Source organism: Streptomyces spiroverticillatus (assembly GCA_014650415.1).
Classification (GTDB): Bacteria; Actinomycetota; Actinomycetes; order Streptomycetales; family Streptomycetaceae; genus Streptomyces; species Streptomyces spiroverticillatus.
In genome coordinates, this window is sequence record BMUX01000001.1 from 299,396 (window position 1) to 318,271 (window position 18,876).

An 18,876-nucleotide genomic window follows, 5' to 3' on the forward strand; every position below is an offset into this window, starting at 1 on the left:
AGGCTCGGACCCGGTGGGCAACTCCCTGGGGAGTGCTCCGTGTTACTCGGGCGGCATACGGCGAAGTCTGTTGATTTGTGTGGTGTTGCACCTCTGGAGGTGCGGGTGTGCCGTATGCGGGGCCTGACGGAAGCAAGACTCTGCCGGAAGATCAGGCCGACAATCAATTCTTCGTTACGTGTGAAAGGTCACACTGGTTTCAGGGCTGCGGATTTGTGGAACCCCCGGCGCGACGCGACGCCGCCCGGCTAGGATCACCCGCTTTCCGCGGGGCCCGCCGGGCGGCGCCAACTGCCGTGCCCATCGGGACACTTGGGTCAGATCTGACCGTCCTCCAGCATTTCGGTCACCAGCGCGGCGATCTGCGAGCGCTCGGAGCGGGTGAGCGTGACGTGCGCGAAGAGCGGATGACCCTTCAGCTTCTCGACGACGGCGACCACTCCGTCGTACCGCCCGACCCTCAGGTTGTCCCGCTGGGCGACGTCGTGGGTGAGCACCACCCGCGAATTCGCCCCGATCCGGGACAGAACCGTCAGAAGGACGTTCCGCTCCAGGGATTGGGCCTCGTCCACGATCACGAACGCGTCGTGCAGCGAGCGGCCGCGGATGTGGGTGAGCGGCAGGACCTCCAGCATCCCGCGCCCGAGCACCTCCTCGATGACCTCCTTGCCCGCGACCGCGGAGAGGGTGTCGAAGACGGCCTGCGCCCACGGCGACATCTTCTCGGACTCGGAGCCGGGGAGGTATCCCAGCTCCTGCCCGCCGACCGCGTACAGCGGCCGGAAGACCATCACCTTCTTGTGCTCCTGGCGCTCCAGTACGGCCTCCAGGCCCGCGCACAGCGCCAGCGCCGACTTGCCGGTGCCGGCCCGCCCGCCCAGCGAGACGATCCCGACCTCCGGGTCAAGGAGCAGGTCCAGCGCGATCCGCTGCTCCGCACTGCGCCCGTGGATGCCGAAGGCTCCCCGGTCCCCGCGTACGAGCCGGACGTTGCCGTCCGCGGTGACCCGGCCCAGCGCCTTGCCGCGCTCCGACTGGAGCACGAGCCCGGTGTGCACGGGCAGGTCGGCGGCCTCGGGGACGTACACCCGCTCCTCGCTGAAGAGCAGGTCGACCTGATCGGCCTCCAGGGTCAGTTCGGACATTCCGGTCCAGCCGGAGTCGGTGATGGCCAGTTCGGCGCGGTACTCCTCCGCGAGGAGGCCGACCGAGGAGGCCTTGATGCGCAGCGGCAGGTCCTTGGAGACGACGGTGACGTCGTACCCCTCGGCCTGGAGATTGCGTGCGACGGCGAGAATCCGTGAGTCGTTGTCCCCCAACCGGTAACCGGCGGGCAGTACACCGGGATCGGAGTGGTTGAGTTCGACCCGCACCGTCCCGCCGAGGTCCCCGATCGGGATCGGGGCATCGAGGCGGCCGTGCCGGATGCGGTACTCGTCCAGCATGCGCAGGGCCTGCCGGGCGAAGTAACCGAGTTCCGGATGGTGCCGCTTGGCCTCCAGTTCGGTGATGACCACGATCGGCAGCACGACTTCGTGCTCCTCGAAGCGGGTCATGGAGCTGGGGTCGGCCAGCAGGACGCTGGTGTCGAGAACGTAGGTGCGCCTGTCGGGAAGGCGGCGCTTAGAGCTGTTCACCACGGAAGGACGTACCCCCTCGTACTGAGGTTGGGGTGCGACGACGTCGCGGGCGGAGGGACCGGACTCGGCCTCGATGCGCGGGCCGAGAACCGGCCCTCCACGTCGCCTGCGCTTCTTGCTGCGCGAGCGTCCTGGTGCAAAGGGCCTCCCGGGCGAGCGACATCCAGCCGCTCACTGAGATTCGGCGTCCGTGGTCCGGACGCCGACCTGGAAGGGGTATTCCCTCGAACACGCGCCGCCATACCTGGTCATGGCCAGGACAGATGACGCGTATTCGGTACGCCTGGGGGGTACGGGGTGCGGTCAGGAACCGTAACGCCGGTGCCTGGCCGCGTAGTCGCGCAGGGCGCGCAGGAAGTCGACCTTGCGGAAGGCGGGCCAGAAGACTTCGCAGAAGTAGTACTCGGAGTGGGCGCTCTGCCAGAGCATGAATCCGGACAACCGCTGCTCACCACTGGTGCGGATGACCAGATCCGGGTCGGGCTGGCCGCGCGTGTAGAGGTGTTCCGAGATGTGCTCGACGTCGACGATCTCCGCGAGCTCCTCGAAGGAGGTGCCCTTCTCGGCGTGTTCGAGGAGCAGCGAACGCACCGCGTCGGCGATCTCCTGGCGTCCTCCGTAGCCGACGGCGACGTTGACCAGTATTCCCTTGTTGCCCGACGTCGACTGCTCGGCCTCCTTGAGGACACCCTGCGTTCGTGCAGGGAGGATGTCCATCGTGCCGACGTGGTGGACGCGCCAGCGTCCGTCGGCGGCGAGGTCGCGCACGGCGCCCTCGATGATGGACAGCAGCGGAGTCAGCTCGGCCTCGGGCCGGTCCAGGTTCTCCGTCGACAGCATCCAGAGCGTGACGACCTCGACGTCGGTCTCCGCGCACCAGCCGAGGAGTTCCTGGATCTTGCTGGCGCCGGCCTTGTGCCCCTGCTCGGTGGTACCGCCCGCCGCCTTCGCCCAGCGTCTGTTGCCGTCGAGGATGACGCCGATGTGCTTGGGCACCTGGGCGTGGTCGAGTCGGCCTTCCACCCGGCGTGCGTAGAGCCGATACACCAGGTCGCGCAGGTTCACAGCGGTTCCACCCTCTCGTGTTCCCCGAGGCCCGGAAGTCTGCGGTCTGCCGTGGCCCCGAGCCCGTCACACTACTGCGCACGGGCCACACCGTCCCAACCCGGTCTGTCACAAGTACGTACGTGATAGGGAGGGGAACCGTGACTGACGATTCCCTTCACTACCGCGCGTCCGACGACCGTTACGACACGATGGAGTACCGCCGCTCGGGCCGCAGCGGGCTCAAGCTCCCGGCCGTCTCCCTGGGCCTCTGGCACAACTTCGGCGACGACCGTTCCCTCGACTCGCAGCGGGCGATCCTGCGCCGCGCCTTCGACCTCGGGGTGACCCACTTCGACCTGGCGAACAACTACGGTCCGCCGCCCGGCTCCGCCGAGCTGAACTTCGGCAAGATCTTCGCGCAGGACTTCGCCCCGTACCGCGACGAGCTGATCCTCTCCACCAAGGCGGGTTACGGGATGCACCCCGGCCCGTACGGCGAGTGGGGCTCGCGCAAGTACCTGATGTCATCCCTGGACGCCTCGCTGAAGCGCATGGGCGTGGACTACGTCGACATCTTCTACTCGCACCGCTTCGACCCGGACACCCCGCTCGAGGAGACGATGGGCGCGCTGGCGTCCGCCGTGCAGCAGGGCAAGGCGCTGTACGTCGGCGTCTCCTCGTACAACAGCGAGCAGACCGCCGAAGCGGCGCGCCTGCTGCGGGAGATGGGCGTGCGTCCGCTCATCCACCAGCCGTCGTACTCGATGATCAACCGCTGGACGGAGGACGACGGCCTGCTCGACACCCTGGAGGAGGCGGGCATGGGCTGCATCTCCTTCGTGCCGCTGGCGCAGGGGCTGCTGACGAACAAGTACCTCAAGGGCATCCCCGAGGGGTCCAGGGCCACCCAGGGCAAGTCGCTCGACCCGGACCTGCTGAGCGAGGAGGTCGTGCGCCGGCTCAACGGGCTCAACGACATCGCGTCCCGGCGCGGTCAGTCGCTGGCGCAGCTCGCGCTGTCGTGGGTGCTGCGGGACGAGCGGATGACGTCGGCGCTCATCGGGGCGTCCAGCGTCAAGCAGTTGGAGGAGAACGTGGCGGCGCTCGGGGCTCCGGCTCTGACCGACGCGGAGCTGAAGGAGATCGACTCCTTCGCGGTCTCCACCCCCGGCACGAACATCTGGGCCGGACGGGGCTGACGCGCCCCGAGGGGGCGCGGAGACAAAAAACGGGCCGGTCCGTGGGGGGGATACGGACCGGCCCGAGGGGGGGTTTCCACCATAACCCTTCGTAAGTGATGCTGCGCACCAGGACGCGAATCAATTACTCTCCGAAGTCGACACTGTGCACGGTGCAAGGTGCCGAATCCCTTGCGGCGTATGGCATCGGAGGGCTTTTCGGGGGCGAAAACAGGCCCGTCGGGGTTCCCCCGTCGGGGGTGTCGCCCAGTTCACCGGATTGACGTTTCTGCACCGCCCCGCACAACGGCCCCCTCCCGGTGGAGGAGCGTGAGCCCGTCGGCCTCGGCGACGATCCGGTATCCGTACGTCTTCTGTGCCCGGGCCAGCTCCTCCTGCTGGCGGTGGGGCGGGTACGGCCAGTGGCCGTCGGGGAGCGGCCACGCCGGATGAGGGCGGCTGTCGTGCAGGATCCACTCGCTCGTGGGCGGCGGGGGCGTGCCGTCGGTGTCGTACAGCTCCCCGGGGACCGGATAGCCGGGGAAGAGGACGACGGTCGTACGGGAGACGAGCTGCGGGACGAGCCGGTTGGAGGCGGCGACGGTCGCCCCGTCGGGGATGCGGTCGAGGAGTGTGCGGGCGGCGCGGACGTGGTCGGGGGTGCGCCAGGTGTCCTTGCGCAGGACGAGGCCGAAGGAGAAGGAGGGGAGGAGGACGAGGGCGACGGCGACCATCGTGGCGAGCGAGGCGCGCAGGTGGCGGGCGGCGAGGGGGTTGTCCTTGGCGCCGCTCGGGGAGAACGGGCCGAACCGGCCGTAGGGCGTGAGGGCGTCGATCGCGGCGGCGAAGACGATCGGCATGAGGACCGCGCTGTAGTGGAACGCGGTCTCCCAGTGGTAGTCGTGCTGCGACAGCAGCCGCCAGCCGAGGGTGGGCAGCGCCAGCAGGGCGATCGGCGAGCGGAGCGCGAGCAGGGCGGTCGGCGCGAAGACGAGGACGAGGGTGACGGCCTTGACCTCGGGGCGCAGCGCGTCGAGCGGTGCGGCGAGGAGGGTCATGAGCACGGAGCCCCGGGGGCCGTCGGAGACGTACTCGCCATAGGCGTACGTTGCCGAGGAGTTGAGGGCGGGCAGCAGCACCTTCGTGATGACGAGCGTGCCGAGGACGCCGCCGAGCAGCGCGGCGAACCCGATCGCGCGCCGTCCGCGCCACACCAGGTACCCGCCGAGCGCGGCCAGGGTGAGCCCGAGGTCCTCCTTGACGAGCAGCAGGGGTACGGCGAGGAGCACCGCCTTCTCGTACCGTCCCCGCCCGAGCGCCTCCAGGGAGAACGCCAACAGGGGTACGGCGAAGGCGACTTCGTGGAAGTCGAAGGCGACGGTGGAGGCGATCCCCCAGCTCAGCCCGTACCCGATCGCGATCGCGTGCAGGGCCGCCCGTCCGAGCGCCCGCCCGGCCCACCGGGCGAGCGGCACCACGGCGAGGGCGAGGAGTGCGGCCTGGGCGAGCAGCAGGGTCTCGGCGGCGGGGAAGAGGCGGTAGAGGGGTGCGAGGAGGGCGAGGACGGGGTGGAAGTGGTCGCCGAGGAGGTTGACGCCCTCGCCCTTCAACGGGACGTACGGGAGCCGGAGTTGGGAGTACGCCTTGACGGCCTGCTCGAAGATTCCGAGGTCGTAGCCGGTGGTGCGCAGGAGGCGGTGCCGCTGCACGGAGAGGGTGGCGTAGAGGACGAACAGGGCCGCGGCCCAGGCCCAGGGGGCGGCGCCGCGCACCTTGCGGCGCACCGCCACGGGGACGATCTGAACTGACTTACTGTCAGGAATTGTCCGCATATGCGGAGATTAACCACTGTGGGTGCGGCCCCGGTGGAGCCGCACCCACGCCCTCTCCAGCCGCGGAACCTGTCAATACCACAGGGCCTGTCAGTACCGCAGGGCCTGTCAGTACCGCAGCGCCGCCGCGATGCCTCCGGTCTCGCCGAGCGTCCCGTCCGGCACGAAGGTCACGTCGCCGTCGGCGTCGAGCACCATTTCCGCCAGCGAGTCGACGACGTCGTCCTCGACCCCTTCGCCGCCCTCGTCCACGAAGACGAGCGCCGCCCGGGGCGCGCCCTCGACCTCGTCCACCCGGGCCGAGACCCGTACCGACTCCTCCACCACCAGGTGTCCCACGCGACCCTCGCGCGCCGCCTGCCAGCAGTCCTGGGCGCCTGCGGCGTACCGCTTGCCGCTGCGGGCCGCGTCCAGTGCCTTCAGGGCCTCCTCGGTGTCGATCGCGGCCAGCGCGGCCCGCGCGGGGGCGAGCTGCTCGACCAGTTCGGGGGCGGTCGCCTGGAGCAGGCCGCCGACCTCCAGGTCCGCCGCCAGCACGGCCTTGTGCCGGGACAGCTCGCGGAAGGTCACGATGTGCTGGCGCAGCCCCACGACCACCACCGGAAGCACAGCCTCCTGGAGCAGCGGGGTGAGCTTGCGGTCGGCCTCGCTGAGCATGTTGCGGAAGTCCTGCTCCTCGCCGTGGCCGCCCTCGCGGTTGGGCGGGCCGTCGCGGTCGACGCCGGAGGAGATGACGGGGAAGCCGCTCTCCTCCTGGTCGATCTCGGTCAGCTCGTAGCCGACGCCGTGCCAGAGCCGGACCTCGCCGACGCTCAGCAGCAGCGCGAGGTAGGGGATCTGCCGGGCGGAGGAGGCGACCAGGTTGCGGGTCAGATAGGTCTCGCCGACGACGATCCGCTCGGGGACCGTGGAGCTGACCAGGTACGTACGGGCCTCGTCGGCGGAGGCGAAGAGGACCAGGCCCTCCAGGAAGTGCTCGGGGTCGAGCTCGTCCACCGCCTCGCCCAGGTTGCCCGCCACGGCGGCGGCCTGCTCCTTGCTCACCTTCGGGTCGGCGGCGAGCCGCTTCTCGGCGTCGGAGAGGAGGTTGCGCAGCCGGATGTGGTCCTGCTGGTTCTCCGGCCGGTGCCGGTGGGTGGGCAGGGTGAGGGAGACGGCCGGGTAGGGCCGGGGGCGGCGCAGTTCGGCGAGCAGGTCGGAGGCGTCCTCGTCACTCATGGGCACTCCACTCGGGGTAGCGGTCGGGGCGACAGCTCGGGGCACGGCACAGCGCACTGCACAGGGACACAGCGCACCGCACTGGGGCACACCGGCTGACTGCTCTTCGCAATTTCTCACGATTGGCCCCGATCCGCCCCCGCGCGGCGTTCCGGATCAGCGGGCCCCGAGGGCCCCGATCAGCACGCCCAGCCAGGCACCGGCGATCATGAACGGCCCGAACGGGAAGTGCGACCTGCGGGTGCCGCGCCCGACGACGATCCGCCCGAGCCCGTACAGGGACCCGAGGAGGAATCCCGCGAAGGTCCCGATGAAGAGCACGGGAAAGCCGTACCACCCGAGCGCGGCCCCGAGCGCCGGCGAGAGCTTCACGTCGCCGAACGCCATCCCGTCCGGGTTGACCAGATGGAGCAGCAGATACACGCCCCCGAGCCCCGCCCCGCCGAGCAGCGCCCCGAGCCAGGACCCCCCGTTCCCCGGAAGCAGGTCCGCCGCGCCCAGCAGGACCGCGGCCCCGGCGGCGAGCGGCAGGGTGAGGACGTCGGGCAGCCGGTTCACCCGCAGGTCGACGCCGGCCAGCAGCAGCGCGAAGGGGGTCAGCAGCAGCCAGACCGCCAGCTCGGGCCGGGGCCCGGTGGCGGCGGCGAGCGCGGCGCAGGCGAGTGCGCCGACGAGGGGGTACGGCAGGGTCTTGGTGTACGTCGCCGGGCCGACGGCGGTACGCAGCGCCCCCCGCGCCCCGCTCCCCCCGGCGCACCGCGCGCACCGCCCGGTGCCGGCCCACCCCCGGGCGAAGCCGGTGAAGGGGTGACCGGAGGGGCAGGCGTCGCGCCACTCCTCCTCCGGCTCGACGGAGAGGCGGTGGGCGGCACGCGGCAGGAGCAGCCCTGCGGCGGCTCCCCAGAGGGCGGCCAGCACGATCACGGTGACGGACACGGCCCCACCCTAGGTGCGCCCCGGCGCGGGGTCATGGGCCCGTGGGCCCACTGTGCACACCGGTTCCGCTGACACCGGTGGCCCCGCCCTCGTACAGTCCGGGCGTGGGACGACAGCAGCGTTACGAGGACGGCCGTGGCACTCTGTGCCTCGCCGACTCCGCGCACCCGGACCTCCTCCCGGGCATCCCCCTGGAGATCGCCGCCTCCGCCCGCGCCCGCTCCCGGGGGCTCCTCGGGCGCAGCGGGATCGAGGGGGCACTCCTGCTGACGACCGCCTCCGGGATCCACACCTTCCGGATGCGTTTCCCGCTCGAAGTCGCCTATCTGGACCGGGAGTTGAGGGTTCTCGCGGTGCGGACGCTGCCGCCGAACCGGCTGCCCCTCCCCCACCTCAGGACGCGGCACGTGCTGGAGGCGGAGGCGGGCGCACTGACGCGCTGGGGCGTACGCCCCGGCGCACGCGTCCGGATCCTCCCGGAACCCGCTCAGGGCCCCTGACCCCCGGCGAGAAGGGGTCTTCCGCACTGGGTGCCGTTCCGTCACCATGGGGAGCATGGCGGCTTCAGCGGGAACCACCGGAATATCGCAGGCTCGGGTGCTCGATCTGTCGGGGGTGCCCCTCGGCGAGTTGAGCGGGGTGGACGGACTGTCCACCGCTCTCGCCTCCCTGCGCAGGCAGCTCGCCCGTACGGCGGCACCCCTGTGCTCGGGAGACGTGTCCCCGCCGTGCCAGGGCTCGCCGTCGGCGCGACCGGGTACCGGCAATGAGAGTTGAGCGACACTGAGCACCACCGACTGCCGCTGCGGACGCTGACCGCCGTCGCCACGGGCGAGGTCGACGCCTCGGACGTGGCGCTGCTGACGGCTGCCCGCCGCAGCCGGACCCTGCTCGCCCTGGTCGGGGCGTACGAACTCACCCCCGCCCTGGACCGGTTGCCGAACGACTGGCCCCGCACGGGCCTGCCGCCGACCCTTCCGCGCACCGCCTGGAAGCTGCTGTGCGCCGTCCAGCGGGCCGACCCGGCCGCCGCCGATGCCGTGCTGGCGGACCCGATGGTGGGCGGGCGGGCGCTGCAACTGCTGCGCCGGATCAGCCACGGTGCAAAGTCCTCAGGACCGGACGTGCCGCTGCGGGCCGAGGCCGGGCTCGCCGGGTCGCTGGCGGCGGCCGCCGCGATCCGTTCGGGGACGCGGTGCTCACTGCGCGTCCCGGCGCACCGAGGGAGACTCTGGCTGCCGTCGCTGGGGCTGACCGGGCGGGTGGCGCGCGGTGAGTGGGCCGTGGTGGGCGTGGAGTGCACGGAGCGGGAGACCGTCGTCTTCGGCGACAGCGGTTCCGTACGGCTGCCCGGGGCGCTGCACCTGCCGTCCGAGGGCTGGCATCCACTGCCCGGCGTCGAACTCCCCGGCGGGTCGGGGACGGTGACGCTCGATCACCTCTCCCCGCAACGGGACTACCGCTCCCTGCTCGACCCGGCACCCCTGCCCCCCGACGAGCTGGACCGCTGGCGTCAACTCCTCGCCGATGCTTCCGAGTTACTGAGGGCCGACCATCCGCCCGCCCACCGTCTGGTGTGGGGTGCGGTCCGCTGCCTGGTGCCCGCCGCCGCGACGTCCACGCATCCGGTCAGCGCGACCGCGCCGGACACTTTCGGGGCGGTCGTGATGTCCCTGCCGCCGGACGCACCGACGGCCGCCGCCACCCTCGTCCACGAAGCGCACCACCAACTGCTCGCCGCCGTCGACGACTTGACCCCGCTCCTCGACCAGGGCCGCCCCGGCCCCGAGCCGCTGCACTTCGCCCCCTGGCGCCGCGACCCCCGCCCGCTGCGCGGACTGGTGTACGGTACGCACGCCACGGCCGGGATCACCGCCTTCTGGCACCGTCGGCGCACCCCCGGCGACGACCGGGCCGCGTTCGAATTCGCCTACCACCGCTGGCAGTTGAGGGTGGCGCTGACCGCCCTGCACAGCTCCGACCGGCTCACCCTGGCGGGTGCGCACCTGGTGTCCGCACTGGACGGGCAGGCGGCCCCCTGGTGGCCGGAGCGGGTGGCGGAGCTGCCAGGTGCCCTCGCCGCCCAGTGCTGCGCCGACCTGGTGGCCTCCTGGCGGGCCGCCCACCTGGCGGTCGCCGAGACCGACGCCGATGCGCTGGCCCGGCGCTGGCTGGCGGGCGAGCCGCCGCCCGCCGTGCTGCCGCCGGTGCGTCTGGTCCCGGCCCGCGCGCAGTCGCGGGTGCTGTCACGGCTGTGGCTGACCCGGCTGTGGCTCACCGACCGGCCGGCCTTCGACCGGCTGCGCGCCGAGCTGGAGGCCGGGACGTCGGACCTGTGGGGTGCGGGCGAGCTGACGGTGGCCGACGCGGCACTGGTGGCGGGCGACCGGGAGGAGGCCCGCGGCCTGTTCCTGAAGGCGGCGGACCCGCTGAGCACACCGGTGAACGTCAGCGACTGGGTGGGACTGGGACTCGTACACGACGAGACGCCCCCGGGAAACCTCCTGCTGGAGCGTCCCGAGCTGGTCGTCGCCGTGCACGCGGCGCTGCTGCGGGCCGGAACACATCCACCGGGCCCGCACGAACTGGCCCGGTGGTTCGCGCCGCCCGGTCCGGGCGGCGCCGGCTCACATGCTGAGCGCGTCGATGTCGCAGTTGGCCCGTAGTCCCCGGGTGGCGTTGACGGTGGCCGGGTGGTCGGGGCCCAGGACCTCGCGCATGGTGGCCAGGGTCCGGTCGTAGAGCTCCTTGGCGCGTTCCGTCTCGCCGGTCGCCTTGAGGTCGTACGACAGGTTGAGCCGGATGGCCAGGGTGTCCGGGTGGACGTCGCCGCTGACGACGCCCGCCTCCCGGCTGATCTCCTCGCCCAGCTCGCGGGCCTTGGCGGCGTCGCCGAGGTGCGCGTAGTCGCTGGCCAGGTTGGCCTTGGCGAGGAGGGTGCGCAGGTGCTGGGGGGTGAGCCGCTCACTCAGGCCCTCCACCGCCGTGCGGTTGAGCTCCAGGGCCTCCTCGACGCGGCCGAGCAGGCGCAGCGTCACGGCGAGGTTGGTGGCGGTGGCGTGGGTGTGCGGGTGGTCGGCACCGAGGGCTTCGGTGATCAACTGCATTGCCTCGCGGCCCAGTTCGGCGGCTGCGTCCAGGTCGCCGGTCTGGCGCAGGTCGGTGGCGTGGATGAGGGCCGCCCACCCGACGAGGTGCTTGTCGGTGCCGGACGGGCGGGACCGGTTGAGCTCCAGCACACCCCGCGAGAGGTCGAAGGCGTCCTGGTGGCGGCCCAGCTTGCGGCGGGTGATGGACAGTTCCCGGGTCACGAAGCCGGTCAGCGGGTGGTCCTCGCCGAGCATGGTCAGCAGCCGGTCGCGCAGTTGCTCCTGCCCGTCGGCGGCCTCCTGGTAGAGGCCCAGCTCCTGGAGGTCGACGTAGACGCAGTGCTGGCTGAGCAGGGTCTGCCGGTGGTCCTCGCCGAGGACCTCCACCCGGCGCTCGAAGGTGTCCTCGTCGAGCCTGCGGGTCTCCTGGAGGTCCTTGTAGTCGGAGGACAGGCGCAGGCTCACCGTGTAGTTGTGGGCGGCCTGGAGGGTGGCGGGGTCGTCGGGGCCGAAGTCCCGGTCCAGGGCCTCGTACGCCTGCTGGTCCAGGGCCCGTGCGGTGAGGAAGTCGCCGCGGGCGCGCTCCAGGACGGCGAGGAAGCTCACGGCGCGGGGGGTGGCCGGGTGGCGTTCGCCGAGGATGCGGCGGCAGCGTTCCAGCAGGTGCTTCTGGAGGTCGTACGCCTCGTCGTAGCGGTTGTGCCAGCGCAGCACCTGGGCGCGGGCCTGGTCGATCTCCAGGACGTGCTCGTGCTCGTCGCCGAGCTTGCGCCGCCAGATGCCGGCCGCGCGTTCCGCGACGTTCAGGGCTTCCTGGTAGTCGCTTCGGGCGAGCAGGAAGCGGGTCTCGTTGAGGACGAGCTGGCGGGCCCAGGGGTCCTCGCACTCGATCATGTTCGAGGCCTGGACGTGCGGCAGGAGGCTGGAGTAGCTGGGCCACTCCGCCGGGCGTTCCGGGTTGCGGGGGTCGGCGTTGGCGAGGATCTCGTGCGCGCAGTGGCGCATTTCCGCGCGTTCCTGCTCGTTCATCTGCTGGATGAGGACGCGCTGCACCAGCCGGTGGACCTGGATGGTCGACTTGCGGTGGTCGATGCGGGCCAGTGCGTAGCGGCCGATCTCGCGGACGGCGCGGCCCAGCTTGATGGGGTCGTCGAGGGTGGCCCGCAGGGCGGTGGGGGCGGCGACGCCGCGTACCGCGGAGAACAGGTCCCAGTCGATGGGCTCGGGAGCGAAGTAGGCGCACACCTGCAGGAGTTGGAGGGCCGCCGGGTGGTTCTCGCGCAGCCGGTCCAGGGACACGTTCCAGGCGGCGGCGACCGGCAGTTCGTAGTCCGGCGGCGGCGAGGTCTGGAGTAGTTCGGCGTACTTGGTCTCGAAGAGATCCAGGTACTGATTGACGGGCATCCCCGTCTCGGCAAGCCAGACCGCGGCCTGCTCGACGGCCAGGGGAAGGTCCCCGAGCGACTCCGCCAGACGGTCGGCGGCTTCGTCGGTAATCTGCTGGCTGCGCCGCCTGATCAGGGCAACGCTCTCCTCGCGTGCGAACACATCGACCTCTAGTGAACTGGCCAGATTCGACCATTGGGAGTTACGGGACGTCACCATCACCCGCCCCGGACCGTCGTTCGGAAAGAACTTCCGGACTTCGTGAGGGTCCTCCGCGTTGTCAAAGACCAAGAGCCAGTTCGAGTACGGGGTGCCGACTCGCAACGCCTCCAGGACTGCCGGTACGGCGCTTCGCTCGGCGCCGACCCGCAGGCCCATCTGCTCCCCGAGTTCGATCAGGGACTGCACGATGAGACTCGTCTGCTCGGAGGGGATCCACCAGACGAGCTGGTAGTCCCGGCTGTTCCGGTAGACGTATTCGATGGCGATCTGGGACTTTCCCACACCGCCCATGCCGTGCAGCGCCTCGGGGAGGACCGCGGTGACGCCGGTGCCGCCGGAGACGCTGCTGGTCAGCCGCTGACTGAGGCGTGCCAGCAGGTCCTCCCGCCCAGTGAAGTTCCGGTTGCGCTGCGGCACGTTGCCCCAGAGCCGAGCCGGCCGGGTGGCCGGCGGGGGGAAGGGGCTGGTCTGCGACGCGGTCGACACGGATCCTCCTGGGACTCCGGTTGGGTGAGTGGCCTTCGAGGGGGGTGTCGAAGGCAGTACGGGTGGGTGCGGCACGGCGGACGGGGGAGGTACGGATGACGGAATGTCAAGCGTAGTCGATCCGACACCCTCCGTTACGCCGCCCCTGGGGGCGGGTCGCACCCCGTCGCCCCCTGCGGGAGGCGGGAGGGGACCGCCGGGACCGACGCCGAGCAGCTGACCCAATCGAGTGGCCCGCGCCAGGTAGGGACCGGACACGGCGGCGAGCGCGGTGTGCAGCGGCCGCACGAAGGGCCGGGTGCGCTCGTTGACCGGCGGGTCGGCGGCGTCGGCCTCCCAGGCGACGGCGGCCTCCCCGCCGTCGACGGCGGAGGCCAGCCGGGGGCCGAGCGCCCCGGCGACCTGGCGCAGCACGACCATGGTCTCGGCACGGGTGCCCAGGCCGAGCAGCTCTTCGCGGACGCCCTCGGGGAAGTCGAAGGACACGGTGTCGGTGTCCTCGGCGTCGTGGCCGTGGCCGGTGGGGCGCAGCAGGCCGAAGAGCATGATCTCGCCGAGGTTGAAGTCCCGGGCGCCGGGCAGCGCGTTCTGGACGAGCCGCATCACCGGCAGGTTCAGCGGGGCCGCCGCGAGACGCTTGGCGAGGGCATAGGCCAGGGGTGAGGCCCTGGCCTTGAAAGCGCGGACGATGTCGCGGGCACGTTCCTGCCGGGTGCGCCCGGGGGGTGCTGCCGCGAGCGGGTCGCGCGCGCCGTCGGCCCCCTTGGGGTGCGTGCGCCCGGCGTACGGTTCCGGCTCGGCGCGGCGGCGTGCGCCGAGGTCTCCGTGGGCGGCGGTGAGCAGGACCGCCGCGTCGAACCGGCCGCCGGGCGACGCCACCAGGCGGGCCCACCGGCCCAGCGATCCCGGGGTGAGTTCCAGCAGCGGTACGGGGACGGGCGCGCGGCTGTGGGAGCGCCGGACGGGGTCGCCGAGTTCGCCCTCCGGGAGGGCGGGGCCGCGCAGCCGCAGGCGGCGGTTGGGGGCGGCCGTCTCGGGCACGTCGAGGCGGGCGCGTACCGCACTGGGCAGGGTGAACTCCCATAGCTCCTGCGGCATCAGGCTCAGTACCGCCAGCGGCGAGGTGTGGGCGAGGGAGCAGAGGAAGGAGGCCGCGGAGCCGTCCCGCCAGCCGTCGCCGATGCCGTCGGTGACCACGAGCACCAGGCTGTCGGGGCCCGGGGACGCGGCCCCGCCGTGGGCGGCCGGGCCGGTGCCGGTGAGGTCGACGGAGGTGACGGTGAGGGAGCGGAAGGCGGCGGTCTGCTCCAGGAGGTTGCGCAGCCGGCGGACGGTGTCCTGCCACAGCGCCATCGAGTAGTGGCCGTCGACCAGGAGCAGCAGGCGCAGCCGCCGTTCCTGCACCGGGTGGCAGACCGGCACCCACAGTTCTTCCTGGGCGGCGCGCTCTGCGGTGGCCTCCTCGTCGAGTTCCCAGGTGTCGGGGACGTCGGTGTGCAGGCGTAACGGGCGCAGGGCGCGGGCCAGTGCGAGGGCCTCGGGCAGCGGTGCGGTGACGGTGGTGGCGGCGACGGGGTCGGCGCCGTCGGGGCGCAGGACGCCCCACGGGATGTGGCGGACACCTGCTTCCGGCGCGGTGGGCGGGTCGCCCGGGCGTGCGGAGCGGCCGGGGGCGGGGGCGCCGTGGGTGGCGTACAGGGCGGCCGTCTCGACGTACTCGTCCTCGGCGAGGTCGTCGGGCGGGGTCTCCGCGCTCCGGCCGTCCTCCCGGGGCGTGCCGTCGTCCCCGGGTGTGCCGGGCTGGTCGGTCGTGCCCTGTGTGCCGGGCGTGCGTGCGGGGTCCTCCGTGCCTTCCCCCGTGTCGCCCGGGATGCCGGACGTGCCCTCCGGCCCGTGCGCCGGCGGGGTTGCGGGGGTGCGGCGCGGTGGCGGAGGGACGGGACGCTCGGGACGCTCCGGACGCCAGCGGTAGGGCGCGGCGTTGTCCTGGCAGGCGGCCAGGTAGAGGGCGTCCAGGAGCTCGGGCCAGGAGGGGCCGGAGCGCGGTGCGTCGCCACCAGTCACCCGGAATCCCCCCATCCGGGGCCGCCGCCGGGGGCCGATCCGTCGAGCCGGTGCCAGACGCTCTCGGCGAGGGCGAGGAGGTCGCCGGGGCGCTCCTCGCCACCGTAGGAGGTGGCGATGTAGAGGGAGTTGAGGAGCTGGTCTATGGAGAGTCCGCCCTGCTCGCGGCTGCGCTCCAGGAAGCGGGCGATGAGCGGGCCGCCGAGCTGTTCGACGGCGTCGCCGCCGAAGTGGGCGGCGAGCATGTGGGCGAGGTCCTGCTCCTCGGGCTCGGGCATGCGCAGCACGAGACAGCGGCGCAGGAAGGCGGGCGGGAACTCGCGCTCGCTGTTGGAGGTCATCACCACGAACGGGAACGCCTGGCAGACGACCCGCCCGCCGGTGATCTCCGCCTCTCCGGCGGGGTCGTCGGTGAGCACCTTCACCTTCGGCTGCCGGCGGCGGGCCCGCAGCAGCTCGGGGATCGGGTAGGACCCCTCCTCGAAGACGCTGAGCAGGTCGTTCGCGAGGTCGAGGTCGCTCTTGTCGAGTTCGTCGATGAGCAGTACGCGGGGTTCTTCGTACGGCAGCAGGGCGGTGCCGAGCGGTCCGAGCTGGATGTAGTCGCCGACGTCGGCGGGCCGGGTCGGGGCACCCTCTTTTTCCTGGTCGTCCCCGGCCACCGCGCGCAGGGCCGCGCTGTCCTGGACGCGGCCGATGGCGTCGTACTCGTACAGGCCCCGCTGCAAGGTCGTACGGCTGCTGATGTGCCAGCGCAGCACTCGTCCCAGGCGCAACTCGCGGCTCACCCGGTAGGCGAGGCTGGACTTGCCGGTGCCGGGGCGGCCGATCACCAGCAGCGGCCGGCGCAGCAGCAGGGCCGCGTTGACCATCTCCGCCTCGCCGCGCGCGAACTTCGTGAGGGTGCGGGCGGGCGGGCCGCCGCCGAGCCTGCGTACGGTCTCCTCCTCGTCCTCGGGGGGCGGCGGGAGGGCGGGCGCGCCCGTGAAGGTGCGCCAGGGCGGGGCGGCGGGCAGGACGGCGCCGAGGGTGGTGTCCCGCAGGGGTTCACCCGTACCCCGGTAGATCCACCAGCGGGGCCTGGGTTCTTCCGTGTGGCCGTTGGGTGAATGGGACGCGGCAGCGTCAGCGGGGAACGTCACAGCCTCTCCTCTCCAGTTGTGGGGGGAGGGGAGCCCGCGTGCGCGACGGGCATCCGTTCCGGATCGTCCCACAGCAAAGCGACATGGCGGCCGACAGAGAAATACTCCTCAGCATCGGATGATGCGACCGCAGTCCGCAATCCCCTGACAAGCTCGGGTAGTCGGCGCGGGTCGTATTCGGTCAGCAACTGGTTCAGGGCGGTCCGGAATGCGGGATCCCGTTCCCCTCTCCGGTCCCACAGGACGACCGGCACCCCGACTCTCAGCGCCTCCGAGAGCTCGTCGAGCTCCCTGCGCTCTCCCTGAGTGCTTCGACCGCCTTGCGGCGGGCGGCTCAGTACGACGACGGCGGGCGGCGGGTCGGACAGCAGATGCGGGCGGCCGTCCTCGGGGAACCAGTGCACCCTGCCTGCCTGCCCGGCCACGAAGGCGTCCCAGCGACGCCACCAACGGTCGTGCAGATCCGGTCTGTTGATGCGCTCCAGGCTGCGCAGCACCACGTGATGATCCTCCCCCAGGACGCCTTCCACTCCCTGGAGGGCGTCCTTGCGCCAGCGTTCCACATGGAGGCCCAAGAATTGCCGGGGAAGCAGGAATTCAACCGCCAGATCGGCGTTCGACGGGTACGCGTCGCCGTCCTCGACGTACCGCAGGAGCCTGCGCACCTCGAACTCGGCGTCGCGGAGGTCGATCCTGCGGTCGGGGCCGCGCAGTTGCTCCCCGCCCGGGGCCCGCCACCAGTGGGACAGCAGGGCGTCGCTGCCGGGTGCGGCGTCGAGCAGGGGGCGCAGCCGGACGATGAGGTAGCCGTCGGGGCGCCAGAAGGGGTGGTCGCGCGGCTCCTCCACGTCCAGGAGCGGTGGCACAAGCTCCTCCTGGGGTACGTAGGCGGAGTCGTTGGCCCGGGCCCAGGCGAGCAGGGCGTTGCGCTCCCCGGCCGCCTCTATGCCGTCGGCCAGCAGCTCGCGCAGGACCCGGAAGCAGGGGAGGGACTCCCCCGGCCGGGAGTTGAGGGTGCAGGCGTGCAGGAACACCGCCCAGGGTTCGGTGCAGTCGACGGGCGGCGGGTGCCCGAGGTCGCGCAGGAAGTCCACGAAGCGGCGGGCCAGGTGCGGGACCTCCACGAGCTCCAGCAGTTCGAAGAGTTCGACCCACTGGGTGTTGGTGAACAGGTCCACCTGCCAGGCCGCGACCGCCCGCTTGAACTTCCGGATCTCGGGCGTGATCTCGTACCGGAGTTCCAGGTACTCCACCAACGGGGCGAGCCCCTCGGTGCGTTCGCACAGCCCCTCCATCAACTGGACGACGAGCAGGCGGCGTTGGTGGCCGACCGGCCGGTCCCAGTCGAAGCGGACGGTGACGCGGAAGTGCTCGATCAGCAGGCGCAGGGTCGTGTCGTCCTGGAGGCTGTCGACGGCGACGGCGGCGTCGACCAGGTACTTCGACAGGGCCTGTCTGGGCGGCGGGGCGGGCGGCTCGGGGGCGGGTGCCTGCGGCGGCACGGGGACGGAGGGGCTGTCCCCTGCGTACGGCGTCGTGCCCGTCGCGCTTGCGCCGTTCGTGCCGTGCCCCGCGCCCGGCAGTGCGCCCGGCCCGGCGGCGGCCCCGCAGCACAGCCGGTCGAGTACGGCGAGGGCCTTGCGGGTGGCGGCGGTGTCCCCGCACAGTTCCTCGACCGTACGGCGCAGGGTGGGGCAGCCGCCGCTCAGTTCGAAGCAGCCTCCCGTCAACGCCTGCACGTGCTGGAACGGGGGCAGTTGGTCCGACACGTTGCGGCGCACCGCCCTGGGTAACGCCATGCGCAGGCCGCGCCCCGAGTCCTGGTCGATCAGCGGTATGTCGAGGAGGGCTTCGACCAGTTCGCGCTGGGCCCGCGCGGCGGGAGGCCGGCACGAGCGCACTTCCGGGGGCCGCAGCGCGGCACCCAGCGGGGTCCAGAATCCGGCCGCCGCCTCGATCGGCAGCATCCAGGCCACTTTGGTGTCCCGCTCGTTGTGCGCGGCGGTGACCAACCCGATGACGGCGCGTCTGACCGGGTCCCAGACGGCGGCCCCGCTGAATCCGCCCTCGAAGGCGGCGCCGGTGGCGCGGGTGCCCTCGAACTGCACCCAGCGGGGACACGCACCGCCCGTCCCGACGAGGCTCCCGGTCGCGACGACGCCGTCCGACAGACCGCCCGGATAGCCGCGTACGAGTACGGACTGGCCCTCGGGAGGGCCGCAGGCCGCGAGCGGCAGCGGGCCGCAGCCGTCCGGGAGGCGGGGTGCGCCGCGTGCGACGGCGAGGGCGGCGAAGTCGCCGCAGTTCTGTGCGCCGTGCCCGGGATCCTGTACGTCCAGCAGCGGGGTGGGGGACCAACTCCCCTCCACCACACGGGCCTCGGCGGACCAGCCCTGCCCCGGCAGGTCGACGATCACGATGTCGGAGCCGTCGCCGTCACCGACCGCAGCCGTGCGGCCTGTCACGGCGGTCACGACATGGGCGCAGGTCAGCACGTACAGCCGGGAACCGTCGGGGGCGACCAGGAAACCGGCCCCGGCCAGGCCGCCGTTCGGCGAGAGCACGCGCACCTGTCCCGCCTCCGGACCCAATGCCGACCACCTCCCCCGCGCCCGTCCGTTCGCATCCGGCAACGT

The 18,876-nt window shown here is 72.1% G+C and carries 12 protein-coding genes; 4 read left to right on the plus strand and 8 right to left on the minus strand.

The window, feature by feature from the left end; all coding sequences use genetic code 11:
- Window positions 1-317: 317 nt before the first annotated feature.
- Complete coding sequence (locus IE269_RS01390; protein ID WP_189820800.1) at window positions 318-1,640, minus strand: PhoH family protein; 1,323 nt, start codon at window positions 1,638-1,640, stop codon at window positions 318-320.
- 303 nt (window positions 1,641-1,943) lie between these two features.
- Window positions 1,944-2,705: an isoprenyl transferase gene (locus IE269_RS01395; RefSeq protein ID WP_189820801.1), complete on the minus strand. Its 762-nt coding sequence runs from the start codon at window positions 2,703-2,705 to the stop codon at window positions 1,944-1,946.
- A gap of 140 nt (window positions 2,706-2,845) precedes the next feature.
- Here IE269_RS01395 and mgrA point away from each other — a divergent pair, with 140 nt between their 5' ends.
- Window positions 2,846-3,886, plus strand: a complete 1,041-nt coding sequence (gene mgrA / locus IE269_RS01400; RefSeq protein WP_189820802.1) for an L-glyceraldehyde 3-phosphate reductase — start codon at window positions 2,846-2,848, stop codon at window positions 3,884-3,886.
- Window positions 3,887-4,137: 251 nt separating this feature from the next.
- On the opposite strand, the gene IE269_RS01405 is transcribed toward mgrA, so the two are convergent.
- From IE269_RS01405 to IE269_RS01415, 3 genes are all read right to left on the minus strand, one after another.
- Window positions 4,138-5,697 carry a DUF2079 domain-containing protein gene (locus IE269_RS01405; RefSeq protein WP_189820803.1) on the minus strand — a complete coding sequence of 520 codons (1,560 nt, stop codon included), beginning with the start codon at window positions 5,695-5,697 and terminating at the stop codon, window positions 4,138-4,140.
- Between the two features lie 108 nt (window positions 5,698-5,805).
- Window positions 5,806-6,915 (minus strand): baeRF3 domain-containing protein, encoded by a 1,110-nt coding sequence (locus tag IE269_RS01410; RefSeq protein WP_189820804.1) that lies wholly within the window; start codon window positions 6,913-6,915, stop codon window positions 5,806-5,808.
- Between the two features lie 156 nt (window positions 6,916-7,071).
- A complete protein-coding gene (locus IE269_RS01415) occupies window positions 7,072-7,851 on the minus strand; it encodes a prepilin peptidase (RefSeq protein ID WP_189820805.1) in 780 nt (259 codons plus the stop codon).
- Window positions 7,852-7,955: 104 nt separating this feature from the next.
- Here IE269_RS01415 and IE269_RS01420 point away from each other — a divergent pair, with 104 nt between their 5' ends.
- The 3 genes from IE269_RS01420 to IE269_RS01430 are packed head-to-tail and all read left to right on the plus strand — an operon-like array spanning window position 7,956 to window position 10,517.
- Complete coding sequence (locus tag IE269_RS01420; RefSeq protein ID WP_189820806.1) at window positions 7,956-8,351, plus strand: DUF192 domain-containing protein; 396 nt, start codon at window positions 7,956-7,958, stop codon at window positions 8,349-8,351.
- A gap of 55 nt (window positions 8,352-8,406) precedes the next feature.
- Entirely contained in the window at window positions 8,407-8,628 is a 222-nt protein-coding gene (locus IE269_RS01425; protein WP_189820807.1) for a hypothetical protein, read from the plus strand.
- Window positions 8,625-10,517, plus strand: coding sequence for an aKG-HExxH-type peptide beta-hydroxylase (locus tag IE269_RS01430; protein ID WP_189820808.1), 1,893 nt, complete (start codon window positions 8,625-8,627; stop codon window positions 10,515-10,517). The genes IE269_RS01425 and IE269_RS01430 overlap by 4 nt, the downstream gene beginning before the upstream one ends.
- Here IE269_RS01430 and fxsT read toward each other — a convergent pair.
- Genes fxsT through IE269_RS42905 form a run of 3 tightly spaced genes read right to left on the minus strand, consistent with a single transcriptional unit; the run spans window position 10,479 to window position 18,804 of the window.
- Window positions 10,479-15,098, minus strand: coding sequence for an FxSxx-COOH system tetratricopeptide repeat protein (gene fxsT / locus IE269_RS01435; protein ID WP_229897385.1), 4,620 nt, complete (start codon window positions 15,096-15,098; stop codon window positions 10,479-10,481). The two genes, IE269_RS01430 and fxsT, sit on opposite strands and share 39 nt — an antisense overlap.
- Window positions 15,095-16,240: an AAA family ATPase gene (locus tag IE269_RS01440; RefSeq protein ID WP_189820810.1), complete on the minus strand. Its 1,146-nt coding sequence runs from the start codon at window positions 16,238-16,240 to the stop codon at window positions 15,095-15,097. The genes fxsT and IE269_RS01440 overlap by 4 nt, the downstream gene beginning before the upstream one ends.
- Complete coding sequence (locus IE269_RS42905; protein ID WP_318299648.1) at window positions 16,237-18,804, minus strand: VMAP-C domain-containing protein; 2,568 nt, start codon at window positions 18,802-18,804, stop codon at window positions 16,237-16,239. Before IE269_RS42905 ends, IE269_RS01440 begins: the two co-directional genes overlap by 4 nt.
- Window positions 18,805-18,876: the final 72 nt, after the last annotated feature.